General features: G+C 52.5%; 19 protein-coding genes. 15 read left to right on the top strand and 4 right to left on the bottom strand.

All coding sequences use genetic code 11. The features are described from left to right. The first annotated feature begins 32 nt into the window (after positions 1-32). Positions 33-1,628, top strand: coding sequence for an acyl CoA:acetate/3-ketoacid CoA transferase (locus tag OGV57_RS04850; RefSeq protein WP_054528319.1), 1,596 nt, complete (start codon positions 33-35; stop codon positions 1,626-1,628). A gap of 13 nt (positions 1,629-1,641) precedes the next feature. Continuing rightward, positions 1,642-2,793 carry an acyl-CoA dehydrogenase gene (locus tag OGV57_RS04845; protein ID WP_054528318.1) on the top strand — a complete coding sequence of 384 codons (1,152 nt, stop codon included), beginning with the start codon at positions 1,642-1,644 and terminating at the stop codon, positions 2,791-2,793. 54 nt (positions 2,794-2,847) lie between these two features. On the opposite strand, the gene OGV57_RS04840 is transcribed toward OGV57_RS04845, so the two are convergent. Further along, positions 2,848-3,738 carry an AraC family transcriptional regulator gene (locus OGV57_RS04840; protein ID WP_003836612.1) on the bottom strand — a complete coding sequence of 297 codons (891 nt, stop codon included), beginning with the start codon at positions 3,736-3,738 and terminating at the stop codon, positions 2,848-2,850. Positions 3,739-4,212: 474 nt separating this feature from the next. Between OGV57_RS04840 and OGV57_RS04835 the strand changes: the two genes are divergently transcribed. The 5 genes from OGV57_RS04835 to fadK all read left to right on the top strand — a co-directional run bounded on the left by OGV57_RS04835 (position 4,213) and on the right by fadK (position 9,291). After that, the gene (locus tag OGV57_RS04835) at positions 4,213-4,977 is read left to right on the top strand and encodes an electron transfer flavoprotein (protein WP_003843472.1); all 765 of its coding nucleotides are present in this window, start codon (positions 4,213-4,215) and stop codon (positions 4,975-4,977) included. Between the two features lie 21 nt (positions 4,978-4,998). Beyond that, positions 4,999-5,934 (top strand): electron transfer flavoprotein subunit alpha, encoded by a 936-nt coding sequence (locus OGV57_RS04830; RefSeq protein ID WP_054528317.1) that lies wholly within the window; start codon positions 4,999-5,001, stop codon positions 5,932-5,934. Between the two features lie 57 nt (positions 5,935-5,991). Beyond that, on the top strand, positions 5,992-7,281 hold the full coding sequence (locus OGV57_RS04825) for an FAD-dependent oxidoreductase (protein WP_054528316.1): 1,290 nt from the start codon (positions 5,992-5,994) through the stop codon (positions 7,279-7,281). Further along, positions 7,278-7,571 carry a ferredoxin family protein gene (locus tag OGV57_RS04820; RefSeq protein WP_003836621.1) on the top strand — a complete coding sequence of 98 codons (294 nt, stop codon included), beginning with the start codon at positions 7,278-7,280 and terminating at the stop codon, positions 7,569-7,571. The genes OGV57_RS04825 and OGV57_RS04820 overlap by 4 nt, the downstream gene beginning before the upstream one ends. Before the next feature lie 82 nt (positions 7,572-7,653). After that, positions 7,654-9,291 (top strand): medium-chain fatty-acid--CoA ligase, encoded by a 1,638-nt coding sequence (fadK, locus tag OGV57_RS04815; RefSeq protein WP_054528315.1) that lies wholly within the window; start codon positions 7,654-7,656, stop codon positions 9,289-9,291. A 67-nt stretch (positions 9,292-9,358) separates the two neighbouring features. Here fadK and ppsA read toward each other — a convergent pair whose 3' ends face one another. Further along, positions 9,359-11,737, bottom strand: a complete 2,379-nt coding sequence (gene ppsA / locus OGV57_RS04810; RefSeq protein ID WP_003030548.1) for a phosphoenolpyruvate synthase — start codon at positions 11,735-11,737, stop codon at positions 9,359-9,361. 327 nt (positions 11,738-12,064) lie between these two features. Between ppsA and ppsR the strand changes: the two genes are divergently transcribed. The 8 genes from ppsR to OGV57_RS04770 all read left to right on the top strand — a co-directional run bounded on the left by ppsR (position 12,065) and on the right by OGV57_RS04770 (position 20,149). Continuing rightward, a complete protein-coding gene (gene ppsR, locus OGV57_RS04805; protein ID WP_054528314.1) occupies positions 12,065-12,898 on the top strand; it encodes a posphoenolpyruvate synthetase regulatory kinase/phosphorylase PpsR in 834 nt (277 codons plus the stop codon). A gap of 126 nt (positions 12,899-13,024) precedes the next feature. After that, positions 13,025-14,071 carry a 3-deoxy-7-phosphoheptulonate synthase AroH gene (gene aroH / locus OGV57_RS04800; protein WP_049003462.1) on the top strand — a complete coding sequence of 349 codons (1,047 nt, stop codon included), beginning with the start codon at positions 13,025-13,027 and terminating at the stop codon, positions 14,069-14,071. Positions 14,072-14,240: 169 nt separating this feature from the next. Beyond that, a complete protein-coding gene (gene hemP, locus OGV57_RS04795) occupies positions 14,241-14,429 on the top strand; it encodes a hemin uptake protein HemP (RefSeq protein ID WP_003030556.1) in 189 nt (62 codons plus the stop codon). Positions 14,430-14,505: 76 nt separating this feature from the next. Next, positions 14,506-16,488, top strand: coding sequence for a TonB-dependent hemoglobin/transferrin/lactoferrin family receptor (locus OGV57_RS04790; protein ID WP_054528313.1), 1,983 nt, complete (start codon positions 14,506-14,508; stop codon positions 16,486-16,488). Between the two features lie 47 nt (positions 16,489-16,535). Then, positions 16,536-17,567, top strand: a complete 1,032-nt coding sequence (chuS, locus tag OGV57_RS04785) for a hematinate-forming heme oxygenase ChuS (protein ID WP_003843464.1) — start codon at positions 16,536-16,538, stop codon at positions 17,565-17,567. After that, positions 17,564-18,385 (top strand): heme/hemin ABC transporter substrate-binding protein, encoded by an 822-nt coding sequence (locus tag OGV57_RS04780; protein ID WP_003843463.1) that lies wholly within the window; start codon positions 17,564-17,566, stop codon positions 18,383-18,385. The genes chuS and OGV57_RS04780 overlap by 4 nt, the downstream gene beginning before the upstream one ends. After that, positions 18,385-19,377, top strand: coding sequence for a FecCD family ABC transporter permease (locus OGV57_RS04775; protein ID WP_032949136.1), 993 nt, complete (start codon positions 18,385-18,387; stop codon positions 19,375-19,377). Before OGV57_RS04780 ends, OGV57_RS04775 begins: the two co-directional genes overlap by 1 nt. Next, positions 19,370-20,149: a heme ABC transporter ATP-binding protein gene (locus tag OGV57_RS04770; protein WP_003030561.1), complete on the top strand. Its 780-nt coding sequence runs from the start codon at positions 19,370-19,372 to the stop codon at positions 20,147-20,149. Before OGV57_RS04775 ends, OGV57_RS04770 begins: the two co-directional genes overlap by 8 nt. On the opposite strand, the gene selO is transcribed toward OGV57_RS04770, so the two are convergent. Further along, complete coding sequence (gene selO, locus OGV57_RS04765; RefSeq protein WP_054528312.1) at positions 20,146-21,588, bottom strand: protein adenylyltransferase SelO; 1,443 nt, start codon at positions 21,586-21,588, stop codon at positions 20,146-20,148. The genes OGV57_RS04770 and selO overlap by 4 nt on opposite strands. A gap of 61 nt (positions 21,589-21,649) precedes the next feature. Next, entirely contained in the window at positions 21,650-22,363 is a 714-nt protein-coding gene (locus tag OGV57_RS04760) for an EAL domain-containing protein (RefSeq protein WP_054528311.1), read from the bottom strand. Positions 22,364-22,637 lie beyond the last annotated feature (274 nt).

The raw sequence follows: 22,637 nt of genomic DNA, 5'->3' as shown, positions 1-22,637 counted from the left end.
AGGTAGTCGCACGCATATAATCTGGAGTTCACATGAAATTTTCAAGACCAAATCGTATAGATGGTCGGGTACCTGTATTATCCGCAGCAGATGCAGTTAATTATATTCCTGATGAAGCAACTCTTTGTGTATTAGGTGCAGGTGGCGGTATTCTCGAAGCAACAACATTAATTAACGCGCTGGCTGAAAAATATAAAAATTCTCAGTCACCACGGAATCTAGCGTTGATTAGCCCTACGGGTCTGGGTGACCGTGCCGACCGGGGAATTAGCCCGCTGGCACAGGAAGGCTTAGTCAAATGGGCATTATGCGGACACTGGGGACAATCACCACGAATCTCCGACCTGGCGGAACAAAATAAAATTGCCGCCTATAACTATCCTCAGGGCGTATTAACCCAAACCCTGCGTGCATCGGCAGCCCACCAGCCTGGGATCCTCAGTGATATCGGCATCGGTACATTTGTTGACCCTCGCCAACAGGGCGGTAAGCTGAATGAAGTGACCACCGAAGATCTGATCAAATTGGTGGAAATTGATAACAAAGAGTACCTGTATTACAAAGCCATTGCGCCAAACATCGCCTTTATTCGCGCCACCACCTGTGACAGCGAAGGCTATGCCACCTTTGAAGATGAAGTTATGTATCTTGATGCGCTGGTGATTGCCCAGGCCGTACACAATAACGGCGGCATCGTTATGATGCAGGTGCAAAAAATGGTGAAGAAAGCCACTTTGCATCCGAAGTCGGTACGTATTCCCGGCTATCTGGTCGATATTGTGGTCATCGACCCCGACCAAACGCAACTGTACGGTGGTGCGCCGGTTAACCGCTTTATCTCTGGCGATTTTGTGCTCGATGACAGCCAACAAACTGCCCTGCCGCTCAATCAGCGTAAACTGGTGGCCCGACGCGCCCTGTTTGAAATGCGCAAAGGTGCGGTCGGCAACGTTGGCGTAGGTATTGCCGATGGCATTGGTCTCGTCGCGCGCGAAGAAGGCTGTGCTGACGATTTTATTCTGACAGTCGAAACGGGTCCGATTGGCGGCATCACCTCTCAAGGCATTGCTTTCGGTGCCAACGTCAACACTCGCGCCATTCTGGATATGACGTCCCAGTTTGACTTCTATCACGGTGGTGGGCTGGATGTGTGCTATTTAAGTTTTGCCGAAGTGGATCGCCACGGCAACGTCGGCGTACACAAATTCAATGGCAAAATCATGGGTACCGGCGGTTTTATCGATATTAGCGCCACTTCCAAAAAAATTATTTTCTGCGGCACGTTAACTGCCGGAAGTCTGAAAACGGAAGTTGCGGACGGTAAGTTAAATATCGTGCAGGAAGGTCGGGTGAAAAAATTCGTTAATGAATTACCTGAAGTGACTTTCAGCGGAAAAATTGCCCTCGAACGTGGACTTAATGTGCGTTACATCACTGAACGCGCTGTATTTACGTTAAAAGCAGATGGTCTTCATTTAATCGAAATAGCACCGGGAGTCTCTTTACAGGAAGACATCCTGGACAAAATGGATTTCACACCGATTATTTCCCCAGACCTGAAATTGATGGACGAAAGATTATTTATCGATGCCTCGATGGGCTTTGTATTACCCGACGCAGCCAATTAAAAGGAGTACCCTGATGGACTTTTCATTAACTGAAGAACAAGAACTGTTGCTTGCCAGCATTCGTGAGCTGATTACCAGCAATTTCCCGGAGGAGTATTTCCGTACCTGCGATCAGACGGCGACTTATCCGAAGGAATTTATGCGAGCCCTTGCGGACAACGGCATTTCGATGCTGGGCGTTCCGGAAGAGTTTGGCGGCATCCCGGCTGATTACGTCACCCAGATGCTGGCGCTGATGGAAGTGTCAAAATGTGGCGCGCCCGCTTTTTTGATCACTAACGGTCAGTGCATCCACAGCATGCGACGTTTTGGCTCCGCCGAGCAGCTGCGTAAAACAGCAGAAAGCACCATGGAAACGGGCGATCCGGCGTATGCGCTGGCATTAACCGAGCCGGGAGCAGGCTCCGATAATAATAGTGCCACCACCAGCTACACCCGCAAAAATGGCAAGGTGTATCTCAACGGACAAAAAACGTTTATCACCGGCGCTAAAGAGTATCCGTACATGCTGGTACTGGCTCGCGACCCGGAGCCGAAAGATCCGAAGAAAGCCTTTACGTTGTGGTGGGTGGATTCTAAGAAAACGGGCATTAAGGTTAACCCGCTGCATAAAATCGGCTGGCACATGTTAAGCACCTGCGAAGTCTATCTTGATGACGTTGAAGTGGACGAAAGCGATATGGTCGGCGAAGAAGGCATGGGCTTCCTCAACGTAATGTACAACTTCGAAATGGAACGCCTGATCAACGCCGCGCGCAGCACGGGTTTTGCCGAATGCGCCTTCGAAGATGCCGCCCGCTACGCTAACCAGCGCATCGCATTTGGTAAGCCGATCGGTCATAACCAGATGATCCAGGAAAAACTGGCGCTGATGGCAATCAAAATTGAAAACATGCGCAATATGGTGCTGAAGGTCGCCTGGCAGGCCGATCAGGAACAGTCGCTGCGAACCAGTGCGGCACTGGCAAAACTGTATTGTGCACGTACGGCAATGGAAGTGATTGACGACGCAATTCAGATCATGGGCGGACTGGGTTACACCGATGAAGCACGCGTATCCCGATTCTGGCGCGATGTCCGCTGTGAGCGCATTGGCGGTGGTACCGATGAAATCATGATTTACGTCGCGGGTCGCCAAATCCTAAAGGATTATCAGAATAAGTAAGCGGTATAACTGACCGGATAGCGCAGATACGCTATCCGGGACGGTGCGGGAGAATCAAACTTCAGGCATCAAGCATTCCTGCTCAGCAAGGTTATTTTTAAACTGCTTACGATAATCGCTGGGAGTACACCCCACATGCCGCTGAAAAAGTTTGGCAAAATGATCGACGTTTTCATACCCTACCCGCCACGAAATTTCCGCCAACGAGGCCTCCGTATTGGTCAGGGAAAATTTCGCTTCTGTCATTCGCCGTTGAATAACATAATTGATGGGTGATATACGATACTCGCGGGTAAATTCATGGCAGATATAGCTCACGCTGGCGCGGAATTTTTTAGATAACTGTTCGAGAGTAATTTTTTCGCGGAAGTTGTTATTTAAATAGACCAATACATCTTTAATTAAGACATCTTTTTTAATATATCCCTGTTCAGAGCGGTAAGCATTTTTAAAGTTTTCGTAATATAACACGGTTAATGCATACGCGAATGCGTCATAAGCGGAAGACGTCAGGTTGTTCTTGCTCTGCGGGAGCATCACCCCCAGCTCATTAAAAATACTCTTAATAACCTCTTTACCCTGGCTGACGCTAATGACCGGACACGAGTGCATCTGCAATAGCTGATTGTCCTGCCAACTGTTAAACCGGAAACCGTAGAGTGCGCAGGTGTAAGTGGTAGCAGGTGCGCTGCTATCAGATGCAACCGCATGCAATCGCCCTTGCTCAATCACCACAATGTCCCCGGCATGCGCGACATACAGCGAAGAGTCGATGATTAATCTTGCAACCCCCTTTTTAACATAGATAAGTTCCGTTTCATTATCATGAACATGATGTCCGGACTCCCAGTTAGGATCATCGCTAATGACGAATCGGGAAAATCTCGGCGTTTTCCCCTGCTCAAAAAGGGTCTCAATGGCATTATCAAAGCAGCGTTGATACATGACAACCTCCACCTAAAGGCAGTAATTTTGTGAATAATGAATATCGAAAAGTGAAAACGATAATAACGTTATACAACGTTATTCCTTGCTGGCGAAACAAAATTATTTGCGTCGACTGCAAGATGATACCTCCTGCCTCATTGCGTTGTTTTCCACGTTTATTTCCGTTTGATAAAAAACGAAAAGAATAAATGTTATTAATTCAACATTAACAATTTACATATCAGAAACAAATTAAGCGTAAAAACGATAAAAAACATGATGCATTTCGCAATTATCCTTCCCTGGTTTGTTTGCTCTTTTTTCTCTTCAGTACACAAGGCCGAGCTCTCGTTTATAAAACAAGCATTCCCGCAGCACTTTTTTTTGCAAGATTGTTGGGAATGAAAACAGATTGCCCCGTCGAAAACTGTCCCCTCTCTGCCGCAAACTATTTTCAGTTAATTTTCCCTACTGTGGATGACTGGAGATGCCATGAAAATAATAACCTGCTTTAAGTTGGTGCCTGAAGAACAGGACATTGTTGTTACCCCACAGCATTCGCTTAACTTTGACCGGGCCGATGCCAAAATCAGCCAGTTTGATCTGAATGCGATTGAGGCCGCGGCGCAACTGAGTGCGGAGGGTGATGAAATCGTCGCTTTAACCGTGGGCGGATCGCTACTGCAAAATTCCAAAGTGCGTAAAGACGTGCTGTCACGTGGACCGGACAGTTTGTTCATGGTGCAGGATCCGCAATTGGAGCATTCATTGCCCCGCGACACCGCTCAGGCGCTGGCCTGCGCGGCCAAAAATATGAATTTCGACCTGATGCTGTTCGGAGAAGGATCGGGGGATATCTATGCCCAACAGGTTGGCTTACTGGTTGGCGAACTGTTGCAACTCCCGGTGATTAACGCCGTCAGCAACATCCAACGTAACGGCGACCGCATTGTGGTTGAGCGCGTGCTGGAAGACGAGGTTGAAGTGATCGACCTGCCGCTCCCCGCCGTACTCTGCGTAACCTCGGATATCAACACGCCGCGTATTCCCTCAATGAAAGCCATTCTCGGCGCGGGTAAAAAGCCCGTCACACCATGGCAAGCCAGCAATATTGGCTGGACGCCTGCGTCACCGTTAGCGGAACTGGTAAGCCTCACCGTACCGCCACAAACGGAACGTAAGCATATCATTCTGGAAAATGACTCGGCTGAAGCCATTGCCGAACTGGCTGAACACCTGAAAAAAGCCCTGAACTAAGCTCAACGGAGAGAAATTGTCATGAGTAAATTAGCTAACGTATGGGTGTTCAGCGATAACGTAGAACGCTATGCAGAATTAATGACCGGCGCGCGTCAGTGGGGTGAGCATGTCCATCTTATTGTACAAGGCAGCGAACAGGCTAATCAGGTTAAACCTCTGGGTGCCGATGAAATAATCGTGCTCGAAGCCCCCTCCGGTTTACAGCGTGTAGAAAATTACGCCGAAACCATCGCGGCGCTGATGCAAGAACACGCCGGAATGCTGTTGATGCCAGCCACAAAGCGCGCGAAATCACTTGGGGCACGGTTAAGCATCCAACTCAATGCCGCGATGGTGAACGACGCAATATCGGTGACTCTTGAGGATGGCACAGTGTTCGCAGAGCACCGAATGTATGGTGGGCTGGCATTCGGCAAAGAAAAAATCAAAAGCGCGCTGGCAATTATCACTCTTGCCCCTGGCCTGCTTGAACCTGTAGCGGAAAACGCCTCGTACAACTGCCCTGTTGTCCCAGTAGCTTACATCGCACCGCTTCATAAAATTATGTGCCAGGAACGTCGCGCTAAATCCGTGAGCAGCGTGGACCTCAGTAAAGCCAAACGTGTGGTTGGCGTGGGTCGCGGCCTGGTTGCGCAACACGATCTGGAGATGGTGCATCAGTTGGCATCGGTACTGGGGGCAGAAGTGGGCTGCTCGCGCCCGATCGCCGAAGGCGAAAACTGGATGGAGCGCGAACGCTACATTGGCGTTTCTGGTGTGTTACTGAAGTCAGACCTTTATCTGACGTTGGGCATTTCAGGACAAATTCAGCATATGGTCGGTGGTAACGGCGCGAAAGTCATTGTTGCTATCAACAAAGACAAGAAAGCCCCTATTTTCAATTATGCCGATTACGGCCTGGTAGGCGACATCTACAAAGTTGTTCCGGCCCTTATCGAACATCTCAGCCGCTAATCCCCCCATTTAACGCACATCTCCCGCTGCCCTTGCAGCGGGAAAGGAGCATAAAGCATGTCAGATGAAAAATTTGATGCCATTGTGGTCGGTGCTGGCGTGGCGGGTACGGTTGCAGGCTACGTTATGGCTCTGTCCGGACTGGACGTGCTGGTCATTGAGCGCGGAAACAGTGCAGGCAGTAAAAATATGACCGGCGGAAGACTCTACGCGCATAGCCTTGAGCGCATCATGCCAGGGTTCGCGCAGGAGGCGCCGCTCGAGCGTAAAGTCACCCGCGAAAAAATCTCCTTTCTGACCGAAGAAAGCGCCGTCACTCTCGATTTCCATCGTGAAAAAGCTGACGCACCAACGCAGGATTCGTATACCGTTTTGCGCAACAGACTCGACCCATGGTTAATGGAAAAAGCGGAACAAGCTGGCGTGCAGTTCATCCCCGGTGTGCGCGTCGATGCTCTGATCCGCGAAGGTAATAAGGTCACCGGAGTCCAGGCCGGTGACGATATCCTGGAAGCCAATATTGTCATCCTGGCCGATGGCGTCAACTCTATGTTGGGGCGGTCCCTGGGGATGGTTCCTCCCTCTTCTGCACATCACTATGCCGTTGGCGTAAAAGAGCTGATCGGCTTACCTCCAGCGGTCATTGCAGATCGCTTCAACCTTTCAGGTAATGAGGGCGCGGCCTGGCTGTTTGCAGGCTCACCGTCTGATGGATTGATGGGAGGAGGTTTTTTGTATACCAACCAGGACTCCATCTCTCTGGGGCTGGTGTGTGGTCTGGGGGATATTGCCCATGCCACAAAAAGTATTCCACAAATGCTGGAAGACTTTAAGCAACATCCAACTATTCGACCATTGATTGCCGGTGGTGAATTACTGGAATATTCCGCGCATATGGTGCCGGAAGGCGGTCTGGCAATGGTTCCAAAGCTGGTCGATGACGGTGTGATGATCGTCGGTGATGCCGCCGGTTTCTGTTTGAACCTGGGTTTCACGGTGCGAGGTATGGATTTGGCCATCGCTTCCGCAGAAGCCGCTGCCCAAACAGCCATTGCAGCAAAAGAACGACAGGATTTCTCTGCCAGCAGCCTGATGGACTACAAACGCGCGCTTGAACAAGGCTGTGTGATGCGTGATTTACAACATTTTCGCAAGCTCCCGGCGTTGATGGAAAACCCACGTCTGTTCACCCAGTATCCGCGTATGGTGGCCGACATCATGAGCGATATGTTCACCGTTGACGGACGTCCAAATCAACCGGTTCGCAAGATGATTATGTCCCATGCCAAACAAATCGGACTGATGAACTTACTGAAAGACGGTATCAAGGGGGCAACTGCACTATGAGTCAGGACAATACTGTTAACGTTGACGTCAAACTGGGCGTCAATAAATTCAATGTCGATGAAGGCCACCCGCACATCATCCTGGCCGAACATCCAGACCTTAATGAATTTCGCAAGCTGCTGAAAGCCTGCCCCGCCGGGCTCTATAAGCAGGACGAGAGTGGAAACATTCATTTTGATTCTGCTGGTTGCCTGGAGTGCGGAACGTGTCGAGTACTGTGCGGCGACACGATCCTCGACCAATGGGAATATCCGGTCGGAACATTTGGCATTGATTTTCGCTACGGCTAACGGATTTTACCTGTAGTACACCGGTTCGGCCACGCCGGCCATCCGGTCAGATGTATGCCGAAATCATCCAGGGAATAACTTCATGAGTATCACACTAACGTTTAACGCCGAACGTCGCGAAGTCTGGCGGCAACAGGGTTTATGGGGAGATGCTTCGCTTGGCGATTACTGGAACCAAACTGCCAGAGCCATGCCAGATAAAATCGCGGTGGTTGATAACCATGGCGCTTCATACACCTATGCTGCACTCGATAGCGCGGCCAGCAGTCTGGCAACCTGGTTTTTAGCCTGCGGTATTCAACCTGGCGATCGCATTGCCTTCCAGCTACCGGGCTGGTGCGAGTTTACGATTATCTACCTGGCCTGCCTGAAAACCGGGGCCGTTTCCGTACCGCTGCTGCCAGCGTGGCGTGAAGCAGAACTGGTATGGGTGCTGAATAAGTGCAAAGCGAAGATTTTTTTCGCACCGACGCTGTTTAAACAGACCCGACCGGTCGATCTGATCCTGCCCTTACAAAACCAGTTGCCACATCTGCAACAGATCGTTGCCGTGGATAAACTGGCTCCGGCAACGACCTCGCTAGCGCTCAGCCAACTGCTTTTAGCTCCGCCATTAACTCAAACGATTAATGTTCACGCCGATGAACTGGCGGCGGTGTTGTTTACCTCCGGTACCGAGGGAATGCCAAAAGGCGTAATGCTGACCCACAACAACATCCTTGCCAGCGAGCGCGCCTACTGTGCCCGCCTTAATCTCACCTGGCAGGATGTGTTTTTAATGCCAGCACCACTGGGACACGCTACCGGTTTTCTGCATGGCGTTACCGCACCGTTTTTAATCGGCGCACGCAGCGTATTGTTAGATGTTTTCACCCCAGCCGCCTGTCTTGAACTGCTGGAACAACAACGCTGTACCTGTGTGCTCGGCGCAACGCCCTTCGTCTACGACATGTTGTGTAGCATGGATAAACGGCCAAGCGATCTCTCATCGCTACGCTTTTTCTTATGTGGGGGCACAACCATTCCACAGAAGATTGCCCGTGACTGCCAGCATCTCGGCATAAAATTATTAAGCATTTATGGCTCGACAGAGAGTTCCCCGCATGCGCTGGTCAATCTCGATGATTCGCTTTCTCGCATGATGGATACCGACGGATATGCTGCTGCAGGCGTCGAAATTAAAGTCGTCGATGAAGCGCGCAATACGTTGCCTGTGGGTGTAGAAGGCGAAGAAGCCTCACGCGGTCCCAATGTGTTTATGGGCTATCTCGATGAACCCGAACTCACCGCCCGTGCGCTGGATCAAGACGGCTGGTATTACAGCGGCGACTTATGCCGAATGGACGATGCGGGGTACATCAAAATCACCGGACGGAAAAAAGATATCATTGTCCGCGGTGGAGAAAACATCAGCAGCCGCGAAGTTGAGGATATTTTATTGCAGCACCCCCGCATTCACGATGCCTGCGTTGTCGCGATGCCAGACGAACGCTTAGGTGAAAGGTCATGTGCTTATGTGGTACTAAAACCGCCGCATCATTCGCTGTCACTGGAGTCAGTGGTAGCCTTTTTTAGTCGCAAGCGGGTGGCAAAGTACAAATACCCTGAGCACATTGTGATCGTGGAGAAATTACCACGCACAGCGTCCGGTAAAGTACAAAAATACCAACTGCGTCAGGATATTATTCAGCGTTTGAGCGTGGAGAGTGTTGCAGGATAAAGTGCCGGATGGCGACGCTAGCGTATCTTATCCGGCCTACGTTGAATAGGCCGGATAAGGCATGATGTTACTTGTTCAGTTCAGCCAGACTTAGCCAGGTCTGTACGACAGTGTCCGGGTTCAGCGACAGGCTGTCGATCCCCTCTTCCATCAGCCAGGCCGCAAAGTCTTCATGGTCAGATGGGCCCTGACCGCAAATACCCACGTATTTGCCCTGTTTCTTGGCTGCACGAATCGCCATTGACAGCAGCGCTTTCACCGCGTCGTTACGCTCATCAAACAGTTCAGAAACCACACCAGAGTCACGATCCAGACCCAGCGCCAACTGCGTCATGTCGTTTGAGCCGATGGAGAAGCCGTCGAAGTACTCGAGGAACTGCTCGGCCAGCAAGGCGTTAGACGGGATCTCACACATCATGATGATCTTCAGTCCGTTCTCACCGCGTTTCAGCCCCTGGCGTGCCAGCTCTTCCACCACCGCTTTCGCCTGGGCAACGGTACGTACAAACGGTACCATCACTTCAACGTTAGTCAGGCCCATGTCGTTACGGACACGTTTTACTGCGTCGCATTCCAGCGCGAAGCAGTCGCGGAAGCTATCGGCAACATAACGGCCCGCCCCACGGAAGCCCAGCATCGGGTTCTCTTCATGCGGTTCATAACGCTCACCGCCGACCAGGTTGGCATATTCGTTGGACTTAAAGTCAGACATACGCACGATGACGCGTTTAGGATAAAACGCCGCTCCCAGCGTCGCGATCCCTTCCGTCAGACGACCAACGTAGAATTCACGCGGAGAATCGAAACCTTTCATCATGGCGCGGATTTCATTTTGTAGCTCAGGCGTCTGGTCATCAAACTCCAGCAGTGCACGCGGGTGTACGCCAATCATACGGTTGATGATAAATTCCAGACGCGCCAGACCAACACCTTCGTTTGGCAGGCAGGCGAAGTCGAAAGCGCGGTCCGGGTTACCGACGTTCATCATCACCTTCAACGGCAGATCCGGCATGGTCTCCACGCTGGAACTCTTCACGCTAAAATCGAGCATGTCAGCGTAAACATAACCGGTGTCACCTTCGGCACAAGAGACAGTAACCTTCTCACCATCTTTCATGCGCTCGGTCGCATCGCCACAGCCCACCACGGCAGGGATCCCCAGCTCACGGGCAATGATTGCCGCGTGACAGGTACGACCGCCACGGTTGGTGACAATCGCCGCTGCTTTCTTCATGATCGGTTCCCAGTCCGGGTCGGTCATGTCGGTAACCAGTACGTCGCCTGGTTCGATACGGTTCATTTCGCTGATGTCCTGGATGACTTTGACCGGCCCCGCGCCAATGCGGTGACCGATGGCACGACCTTCAGCAATAATTTTACCCTGCGCATGCAGCGTATAACGCTCCATCACCTGGCCACGAGAACGCACGGTTTCCGGGCGCGCCTGCACAATGAACAGCTTACCGGTATGACCGTCTTTCGCCCATTCGATATCCATCGGACGACCGTAGTGCTTCTCGATCTGCACCGCCTGCTTGGCCAGTTCCTGCACTTCTTCGTTAGTCAGGGAGAAAATGTCGCGTTGTTCCTGCGGCACATCTTCGATCGTTACCTGCTTACCGTGTTCCTGAGTCGGCGCGTAGATCATGCGGATTTTTTTCGAACCCATGGTGCGACGAACGATAGCCGGACGATTAGCCGCCAGCGTCGGTTTATGCACGTAAAATTCATCCGGGTTAACGGCCCCCTGCACGACCATCTCGCCCAGGCCCCATGCAGAGGTAATAAACACTACCTGATCGAAACCGGATTCGGTATCGATGGAGAACATGACGCCGGAAGACGCGAGGTCAGAACGCACCATCCGCTGCACACCCGCAGAGAGCGCTACGCCACGATGGTCATAACCCTGGTGGACACGATAAGAGATCGCACGGTCGTTAAACAGCGAGGCAAATACGTGTTTGATGGCAACCAGCACGGCATCAAATCCCTGGACGTTGAGGAAGGTTTCCTGCTGACCGGCAAATGACGCATCTGGCATATCTTCTGCGGTAGCGGAAGATCGCACAGCAAAAGAGGCATGGGCATCGTCCGCTGACAGCTGCGCGTAGGCATCGCGGACGGCATTTTCCAGCTCCGGCTGGAAAGGAGTGTCGATAATCCACTGGCGGATCTGCGCGCCGGCTTTTGCAAGCTCGGTGACATCGTCAATATCCGTTTTATCCAGCAGCTCATAAATGCGCTGGTTTACACCGCTCTGGTCCAGAAACTGGTTAAACGCGTCGGCGGTCGTTGCAAAACCATTCGGTACGGAAACACCCATACCTGAAAGGTTAGTAATCATTTCACCCAGGGAGGCATTTTTGCCCCCAACTCTGTCTACATCATTCATGCCGAGTTGGTTATACCAAAGCACCAGCGGTGACGAGCCATTGTTGGACATCGAACAATCCTTATATTTGAACGAGGTTAGGAAACTCAATTTTGCGTAATTATCTTTGCATATTTACTCCAGCGAAAAAAACGGTGAATCGTTCAAGCAACTTTATTTTTTATTTTTTCAGATTGTTTCCACATTTGCGCAAACCCGCGAGCCACAGGGGATCTCCACAAAAACTACCGGTATAAACATTTGTTCCGAAAAATGAAATGTACTTTTCATTAATTATAAAAATACCGTTTCACTTTATAAAAAAGATGCAGCAATATTCGCTTCTGGCGAATTTTAATTTATGCTTTCAGAGAATTATGTCTGCCCAGGATGAGCAAAATGGATAATGCTGTTGATCGTCACGTATTTTATATTTCTGATGGTACGGCCATCACCGCCGAGGTCTTGGGTCACGCGGTGATGTCGCAATTCCCGGTCACGATCAGCAGCATTACGCTGCCGTTTGTGGAAAATGAGAGTCGTGCGCGCGCGGTTAAAGACCAGATTGACGCGATCTACCATCAAACTGGTGTGCGCCCTTTGGTGTTTTACTCCATCGTCCTGCCAGAAATTCGCTCAATCATTCTGCAAAGTGAGGGATTTTGTCAGGATATTGTGCAGGCGCTGGTTGCCCCACTACAACACGAGATGAAGCTCGACCCTACACCTATCGCCCATCGCACGCACGGTCTGAATCCCGGTAACCTCAACAAGTACGACGCGCGCATTGCCGCCATTGACTACACCCTCGCCCACGACGACGGTATTTCGTTGCGCAACCTCGATCAGGCCCAGGTTATCCTGCTTGGTGTTTCTCGTTGCGGCAAAACCCCAACCAGTTTGTATCTGGCCATGCAGTTTGGTATCCGCGCCGCCAACTACCCCTTTATTGCCGATGATATGGATAATTTGGTGCTGCCCGCCTCCCTGAAGCCGTTGCAGCATAAGCTGTTCGGTCTGACTATCGACCCTGAGCGCCTGGCGGCCATCCGCGAAGAGCGCCGTGAGAACAGCCGTTACGCCTCGCTGCGACAGTGCCGAATGGAAGTTGCTGAGGTAGAAGCGCTGTACCGGAAAAACCAGATCCCCTGGCTGAACAGTACCAATTATTCGGTAGAAGAGATTGCTACCAAGATCCTCGATATCATGGGACTGAATCGCCGCATGTACTAGAATGCTAGTGCATTGGTTCGATTTTTTGTTATTATGCTCGCCACCAGGCAGGATGAGTGTGATATTGTGATGTACATCACTTCCCGGTAGTCCTGCCGTTGAAGCAACAAATTTCTGAGACAAGTAATGAACAGAACCGATGAACTCCGTACTGCGCGTATTGACAACCTGGTCACTCCAGCAGAGCTTGCGCAACGGCATCCTGTTTCATCCTCCGTCGCCCGTCATGTTACGGACTCCCGACGTCGGATAGAAAAAATTTTAAATGGTGAAGATCCCCGTTTACTGGTGATCGTAGGTCCCTGCTCGATTCACGATCTTGATGCCGCGATGGAATACGCGACACGATTACAGACGCTGCGCACAAAGCACCAGGCGCGTCTGGAAATCGTGATGCGTACCTATTTTGAAAAGCCACGCACCGTCGTGGGTTGGAAAGGCCTGATTTCCGACCCGGATTTGAACGGCAGTTATCGTGTAAACCACGGTATTGAACTGGCGCGAAAACTGCTGTTGCAGGTCAACGAACTGGGCGTCCCCACGGCGACTGAATTCCTCGACATGGTGACCGGCCAGTTTATTGCCGATTTAATCAGTTGGGGAGCTATTGGCGCGCGCACCACCGAAAGTCAGATCCATCGTGAAATGGCCTCCGCGCTCTCCTGCCCGGTCGGTTTTAAGAACGGAACGGATGGCAACACGCGCATCGCCGTCGATGCGATTCGCGCCTCCCGCGCCAGTCACATGTTCCTCTCGCCGGATAAAACCGGTCAGATGACCATTTATCAGACCAGCGGTAACCCTTACGGGCATATCATCATGCGTGGCGGTAAAAAGCCGAATTATTATGCTGAAGATATTGCCGCAGCCTGCGATACCCTGCACGAATTTTCCCTGCCTGAGCATCTGGTGGTCGATTTTAGCCACGGCAATTGCCAGAAGCAGCATCGTCGTCAGTTGGACGTTTGTGATGATGTGTGCCAGCAAATTCGTAACGGTTCGACGGCAATTGCCGGGATCATGGCGGAGAGTTTCCTGCGTGAAGGTACGCAAAAAATCGTTAGCGGCCAGCCGTTGGTTTACGGTCAGTCTATTACCGACCCGTGCCTGAACTGGGAAGATACTGAACTGTTGGTTGAAAAACTCGCCTCTGCGGTTGATAGCCGTTTTTAATGCTGTTCGCCGGGCAATATCACTTTGCCCGGTGCTAATCCTTTGTTTTTCCCCAATTGTTGTGCAAAAAACGTTCTCGTCACAATTATTTCACAAAAACGCTTGCCGCAAATTTGCAGTTTGATGATAATGATTATCATTGTTACATTGATTGTTATTTTTAAACACTATGTCACGTATGGATAACACAACGGCTACGCCTACAAAAGACACAACACCGCCTTCCGTCGCGCCAAACGAGCGACGAATTGACAGTAAAACCCTGCTGGGTAACGAAGGACGCGTGATCATAGAACATGATGGTCAGCACTACCTGCTGCGCCAGACGCAAGCCGGAAAACTCATTCTGACTAAATAAACAACACATTTCGCCAGCCACCCAGGTCACATACCCAGGCAGCCAGCGCTTTTCGATTTCCTAATGGAGAGTTGCTATGCCTTACCTGCACACCGCTTCCCTGCGCCCGTCGCTGTTGGCGCTGGCGATTGTCAGTAACCTGCCCGCCGTCGCCTATGCGGCGGTCGAGGATATGACCGTTACCGCCACCGGCAATGCTCGTAGCGCCTTTGAAGCGCCGATGATGGTCAGCGTGATTGATGCCACCGCCCCGGAAAACCAGACCGCCAGTTCGGCAGCCGATCTGTTGCGGACGGTTCCGGGTCTGACCCTCGATGGTACGGGTCGTACCAACGGCCAGGACGTGAATCTGCGCGGCTACGATCGACGTGGCGTTCTGGTACTGGTTGACGGCGTTCGTCAGGGAACTGACACCGGACACCTGAACAGCACCTTCCTCGACCCGGCGCTTATCAAACGTATCGAAGTCGTACGTGGCCCTTCCGCACTACTGTACGGTAGCGGCGCGCTGGGCGGCGTGATCGCCTATGACAGTGCGGATGCCAAAGATCTGCTGGAAGCCGGACAAAACAGCGGTTACCGCGTGTTCGGTACCGCGGCAACCGGCGATCACAGCCTCGGTATGGGCGCCAGCGCATTTGGGCGCACCGATACGCTGGACGGACTGCTCGCATGGTCGAGTCGCGATCGCGGTGATTTACGCCAGAGTGACGGTACTACTGCGCCGAATGATGAAGCAATTAACAATATGCTGGCGAAAGGTAGCTGGAAAATTGACAGCGCCCAGACGTTGGCCGGCTCGCTGCGTTACTACAACAATGACGCCCGGGAACCTAAAAACCCGCAGACCAGTGTGGCGGATGCCAGCAACCCGATGACCAACCGTTCAACGATCCAGCGTGATGCGCAACTGACCTACTCGCTCGCTCCGGCAGACAATGACTGGCTGAACGCGGATGCCCGTATCTACTGGTCCGAAGCGCGCATTAATGCTCAGAACGCAGATAACACTGGCGAATTTCGCAAGCAAACCACCAAAGGCGGGAAGATCGACAACCGCAGCCGCCTGTTTACCGACTCTTTTGCATCTCACCTGTTGACCTACGGCGGTGAATACTATCGCCAGGAACAACAACCGGGTGGTTCAACCACCGGTTTCCCGGAGGCAAAGATCGATTTCAGCTCCGGCTGGCTACAGGATGAAATCACCCTGCGTGACCTGCCGGTTACGCTGCTGGGCGGTACCCGTTATGACTCTTATCGCGGCAGCAGCGACGGCTATGAAGATGTTGATGCTGACAAATGGTCGTCCCGCGCCGGACTCACCGTTACGCCAGCCGACTGGCTGATGCTGTTCGGTTCATACGCTCAGGCCTTCCGTGCGCCAACCATGGGCGAGATGTATAACGATGCGAAACACTTCTCGATTGGTCGTTTCTACACTAACTACTGGGTGCCAAACCCTAACCTGCGCCCGGAAACCAACGAAACACAGGAATACGGATTTGGCCTGCGCTTTGACGATCTGCTGATGGCGAGCGATGCGCTCGAATTTAAAGCCAGCTATTTCGATACCAAAGCAAAAGATTACATCTCCACCAGCGTTGACTTTGCTGCCGCGACAACCATGTCCTATAACGTTCCCAATGCCAAAATCTGGGGTTGGGACGTGATGGCAAAATATACCGCCGACCTGTTCAGCCTCGACATGGCCTATAACCGCACACGCGGAAAAGATACTGACACAGGTGAATACATTTCCAGCATTAATCCGGACACCGTCACCAGCAAACTGAATGTGCCGGTTGCGCACAGCGGTTTCTCCGTAGGCTGGATCGGGACATTTGCTGACCGTTCAACGCATATCAGCAGCACCTACGCTAAACAGCCTGGCTATGCGGTAAACGATTTTTACGTGAGCTATCAGAGCCAACAAGCGCTGAAAGGCATGACCACCACGCTGGTACTGGGCAACGCCTTTGACAAAGAGTACTGGTCGCCGCAAGGCATTCCGCAGGATGGTCGTAATGGCAAAATTTTCGTGAGTTATCAGTGGTAATCACTTTTCCCCGGTTCGCCGGGGCCGCAATCTGGAAGGAAGAGACAATGAATCATTACACACGCTGGCTGGAACTGAAGAAAGAAAATCCCGGCAAATACGCACGTGACATTGCAGGATTGATGAATATTAGCGAAGCCGAACTGACCTTTGCGCGCGTCGGCCATGACGCCTGGCGCTTACGTGGCGAAGTCCGCGAAATCCTCGGCGCACTGGAAGCGGTTGGTGAAACCAAATGCATTTGCCGCAACGAATATGCGGTGCATGAACAGGTTGGCGCTTTTACCAATCAGCACCTGAACGGCCATGCCGGGCTGGTTCTTAATCCGCGTGCCCTCGACCTGCGCCTGTTCCTCAATCAGTGGGCAAGCGCTTTTCATATCAGTGAGACTACCGCCCACGGCGAGCGTCAGAGCATTCAATTCTTTGACCATCAGGGAGACGCACTGCTGAAGGTCTATACCACACAAAATACCTTCGTTGAGGAATGGGCGGCGTTGCTGACCCGTTTCATCTTTGCAGAAAACCCGCCGCTGGTGCTGCAACCCGTCAACAATTCTGTGCCTGCCGCCGTCACTGTCGACGCACAGACTGTTGATCAAGAGTGGCGAGCGATGACCGATGTCCATCAGTTCTTCGGTCTGCTGAAACGCCACGATCTCACCCGCCAACAGGCGTTTAATCTGGTTGGCGACGACCTGGCCTGTAAGGTTTCTAATAGCGCACTGGCGCAATTGCTCGACACCGCGCGTCAGGATGGCAACGAAATTATGGTTTTTGTGGGTAATCGCGGCTGTGTACAGATATTTACCGGCGTAATAGAAAAACTGGTGCCGATGAAAGGCTGGCTGAACATCTTCAACCCAACATTTACCCTGCATCTACTGGAAGAGAGCGTGGCGGAAACGTGGGTGACGCGTAAACCGACCGCCGATGGTCACGTCACCAGTCTGGAGCTGTTTGCTGCCGACGGCACGCAAATCGCCCAGCTGTATGGTCAACGTACGGAAGGCGAGCCGGAGCAGACGCAATGGCGCGCACAGATTGACGCACTGACGCCGAAAGGACTGGCCGCATGAAAAAACTGCTGGCCCTGATCGCGCTGCTGCCCTTCGCGGCGCTGGCTGCGCCCGAGGAACGGGTTGTTGCGCTCGGTGGCGATGTCACCGAGATTGTCTACGCACTGGGAGCACAACCCTCCCTTGTAGCGAGAGACAGCACCAGCCAGTGGCCTGTTGCGGCAACCGCGTTACCTGATGTTGGTTATTTGCGCCAGCTCAACGCCGAAGGGATCCTGGCTACCCGCCCTACGCTGGTCCTTGCCAGCGCGCAGGCACAGCCCTCTTTAGCGCTAAAACAGCTTGAGCAGAGCAACGTCAGGGTTGTCACGATCCCAGCAAGCAACGATCTTAACGCGATTGATGAAAAAGTTCGGGTTATCGCTGAGGCTACTCATCGGGAGGCCGACGGCGAAACGCTGCGCGCAACGTTACGTCAGGAACTGGCGACGCTCCCGTCGTCTGAACTTAATAAACGTGTGCTGTTTATTCTCAATCATGGCGGGATGACCGCGATGGCGGCGGGCCAGCAAACCGGAGCCGATGCGGCGATTCGTGCCGCAGGTCTACGCAACGCGATGCAGGGCGTTAATCGCTATCAGCCGCTGTCACAAGAAGGCGTCATTGCCAGCCAGCCCGATCTGGTGGTGATTTCGCAGGACGGCGTTAAGGCGATGGGTGGCGAAGATAATCTGTGGGCGCTACCGGGACTTGCGCAAACACCTGCCGGAAGGAATAAACAGGTATTGCAGGTTGACGATATGGCTCTGTTGGGCTTCAGCGTTCGCACGCCACAGGCTATTTTGCAGCTTCGTGCTAAAGCGGAGCAATTGCCCTGATGTCCCGGCGGATCACCTGTTCGTTGTGGATGTTGGCATTGATGCTGATTGCAATGACGGTTCTGGCTACCGGTTTTGGCGCGTTGCGCCTGCCGGTAAGTCTGCTCTGGCGTGATGGCGATGAGGCACTGCGTCAAATCTGGCTCACGATTCGTCTTCCCCGCGTCCTGCTGGCACTGGTGATTGGCGGCTCTCTGGCGCTCGCTGGCTGCGTGATGCAGGGGCTGTTTCGCAATCCGCTTGCAGACCCTGGATTACTGGGAATAAGCAGCGGCGCTGCCTGCGCTGTGGCCCTGTGGGTGGTGCTGCCTGTCTCTTTGCCCGCGCTGATGATGTTGTATGCTCCAATGCTGGCCGCTTTTTTCGGCGCGCTGGCGGCAACCGTAGTGATTTTTATCCTCAGCCAACAGCGCGACGGTTCGCTCTCCCGCCTGCTGCTGGTCGGCATTGCCATCAACGCGCTCTGCGGGGCGGCGGTTGGCGTACTGTCGTGGGTCAGTAATGATGCGCAACTGCGCCAGCTGTCGCTATGGGGAATGGGAAGTCTGGGGGCCGCACAGTGGTCCACGCTGTTGGCTGTCACTTCGCTGACAATCCCGACAGTGCTGATCATCTGGCGACTTGCTCCGGCGCTGAATCTTCTGCAACTGGGTGAGGAAGAGGCGCATTATCTCGGCGTTGATGTACGTACAATCCAGCGTATTTTGCTGCTTTGTAGCGCATTACTGGTTGCCTCAGCCGTGGCGGTAAGCGGGGTGATTGGCTTTATCGGGTTGGTAATCCCACATTTAATACGTATGTGGCTCGGCTCAGACCATCGGGCCGTTATTCCGGGTTCCGTGCTGGCGGGCGCGTTTTTATTGCTGATTGCCGACACCCTGGCTCGTACGGCGGTTGCGCCTGCGGAGATGCCGGTCGGTCTGTTGACCAGTCTTCTCGGCGCACCGTGGTTTTTATGGCTTATTTTTCGTCAGCGAGGAGCGCATGGCTGAACATTTCATCGCTGAAAGGCTTCGCTATCACGTAGCTGGCAGACCGGTGATTGACGACGTATCGCTCGCCCTTACAAGAGGTGAACTGGTTGCGCTCATCGGCCCAAACGGTGCGGGAAAATCCACCCTGCTGCGCCTGCTGACCGGTTTTCTGCAGCCCGCTAGCGGACGCTGCGTGCTGGCGGGCAAACCGCTGCATGAATGGTCTACCCAGACCCTGTCGCGGCATCGGGCAGTGATGCGCCAGCAAACACTGTTGGGATTCGACTGGCCGGTAGAGGCCGTCATCGCGATGGGCCGCGCGCCGTGGACCCAACAGCAGGAGCCCCGGCTTATCGCTCAGGTGATGGAAATGACCGGATGCACACCGTTGGCGGGTCGGCAATACGCCGCGCTTTCCGGCGGCGAGCAACAGCGAGTACAGTTAGCCCGTGCGCTGGCACAACTCTGGTGCGACGGTGCGCCTCGCGGTTGGTTATTCCTTGATGAACCGACCTCCGCGCTGGATCTTTACCACCAGCAGCATCTGTTGCGCATGCTAAAAACGCTTACCTCTTCGGGAGAGCTGCATGTGTGCATTGTGCTTCACGATCTGAACCTCGCCGCACTGTGGGCAGACAGAATAGTGCTGCTGCACAACGGCAGGCTGGTATCGCAGGGAACACCGGAAACTGTGTTACAAGCCGATGACCTGAAGCGCTGGTACGGTGCTCAGGTACACGTTGGCCAGCATCCGGCCAACGCCTCCCCGCAGGTATTTCTGGCCCCTTAGCTTGAACAACTCACTTCCAGCCGTTTGCCCCAGTCAGGTGGACGGCTGACATAGTCATCATCACGATCGGCAAACGGGGTACGCAACGCCTGGTGCAACCGATGCAGCTCGGCGTAATCCCCCTGCTCTGCCTGACTAATCGCCCGTTGCGCCAGCCAGTTACGTAATACCATCGCCGGGTTAGCCGCCTTCATCTGTGTTTGTCTGGCAGCATCGGCAATATTGTCTTGCTGAAGGCGTGAGCGATACCGCGTGAACCAGTCGTCAAACGCTGCGCGGTCGATAAACTCATCGCGCAACGGAGATTGCGCACTGTGTTGTTCCGTTTGGCTGAGCATGCGAAACGTTCGCGTATAGTCGCTTCTTTCCCGCGACATCAGACTAAACAGCTCGCTAAGCAGTTCGTTATCGTCTGTCTGCTCGCTAAAGAAGCCGAGCTTTTGCCGCATCCGCTGACCGTAGCGAGTTAACAGCGCCAGCTGGTAACTGTCCAGCGCATCATTGAGCGCCTCGACCGGGATAAACGGCGACAGGGTTTGCGCCAGACGTTGCAGGTTCCACAACGCGACGGCCGGTTGATTATCGAAACTGTATCGCCCCTGGTTGTCAGAGTGATTGCAGATATAATCAGGCACGTAATCATCAAGAAAACCGAATGGACCGTAATCCATCGTCAGACCCAGAATCGACATGTTGTCCGTGTTCATAACACCATGCGCAAATCCTACCGCCTGCCAGTCAGCGATTAACGTCGCAGTACGCGTGACAACATCGTTAAACCACAGCTGATATTTATCGGCGTCTTCCTGCCATTGCGGCCAGTAATGGCGAATCGCAAAGTCAGCCAACTGGCGCACTTTTTCCGGCTCCCGGCGATAGTAAAAATGCTCAAAATGGCCAAACCGCATATGGCTTTGCGCCACGCGGATAAGCATCGCCCCCGCTTCGACCGTTTCGCGATACACCGGCGTGTCGCTGGTGACAATCGACAATGCCCGCGTGGTCGGTATTCCCAGGTAGTGCATCGCTTCACTGGCCAGGCTTTCGCGAATGGTCGAGCGCAGCACGGCGCGCCCATCACCCATGCGGGAATACGGCGTGAGTCCGGCGCCTTTCAGGTGCCAGTCAAACGTTGAACCATCCGCAAGCTGTTGTTCGCCCAGCAGGATCCCACGTCCGTCGCCAAGCTGACCAGCCCAGACGCCGAACTGATGCCCACTATAAACCTGGGCTAAAGGCGACATTCCGGGAAGCAGCGATTCGCCTCCCCAAACGCCCGCACCAGTTGGAATATCAAATAGCGCCGCAGGAATAGCTAATTGCTCCGCCAGCGCATCGTTATGCCAGATAAGGCGCGCATTTTTCAAAGGGGTGGGTGAAAGCGCGGTATAAGTTGCTGGTAGTTCATCACGCCAGCGAGTGGTAAAAGACAGGGTCATAGGGCCTCCTGCCTCTAGTGTAGACTGTTAATAGCCTGTTAAACACCAGCAAATAAAAGGGTTATATCTTAGCAAGCGAAATTATCTGCGCAGGAGGCACTGCAGGCCACAATCCTCCCTGCATGGCACTGAATCCCACAGGCAAAACGCGCTCCAGCATCTCTTGTGTATCAATTCCGCTAATGATTATTGACTCACAGCTGGGAGATAGTTGCGCCAGAATAGCCCGCATAAACGGTTCAAACGAAATATGTGCAATCCTTTGTTGAACAAAGTTTTTATCCAGAACGACGCGTTTGAACAGGCCGTCAAAAATTGCCCGGGTTGATATACCGCCAGCACCATAGTTTGTCAGGGCTAATGGAAATCGCGCAGCAAGTGCGGCCAATGTTGGATTATCTTTGCCTTTGTTTAACTCCGGATAGCTTTCATTAATAGTCAGCTCCAGAAATGAAAATCGTTCAACTTGTGAAGCAAGTTCAGTATCTGATAATAAAGTATTAGCAATTGCTGGCGTTAAATTAATCCAGGCAAATACTTTTCGCTGAATAAAAAAATGTTGGCACGTTTCGATTAATTCTAGTTTTTCTACAAATAAACGACATTGTTCGTCGTCTGACATCCGAGGTAGGACCAGCTCGGTGGGTATACGCACATCCCCATGTGCACTGGCGAAATTGGTGATGATGTCGACGAATTCAAGATCGCCTTTTTCGCTTCTCGCAGGAAGAAAAGAGAACTCAGAATGGTAAAGATTATCCAGTGAAACAATCATCGTGCCAGCCCCGCTGCATGGGTGTTATCCGGCATCCTGTAGCAAAGGATGAAGAAATACGTTACTGCTGATGCAAGTAGAGGCCCTTTCATTTTTCCCTTTTTAGCCGGTAAATCGAATCCTTTTTTTTAGCTTATCCTGATTATAAGCGAATATCCAGCTTTGCACTTTTTAATATCTCGGAATAAATCATATTTTTAGCAAGATACGCTCTTAATGTTCATGGGTATTGTCTAACCCAAAGCAGAAATAAAAGTTAACTTTCAAACGGTGA

The sequence above is a fragment of the Citrobacter sp. Cf087 genome (genome assembly GCF_030334285.1).
GTDB lineage: Bacteria > Pseudomonadota > Gammaproteobacteria > Enterobacterales > Enterobacteriaceae > Citrobacter > Citrobacter freundii.
Note: the sequence above shows the minus strand (reverse complement) of the source record. Positions and strands in the feature narration are given on the sequence as shown.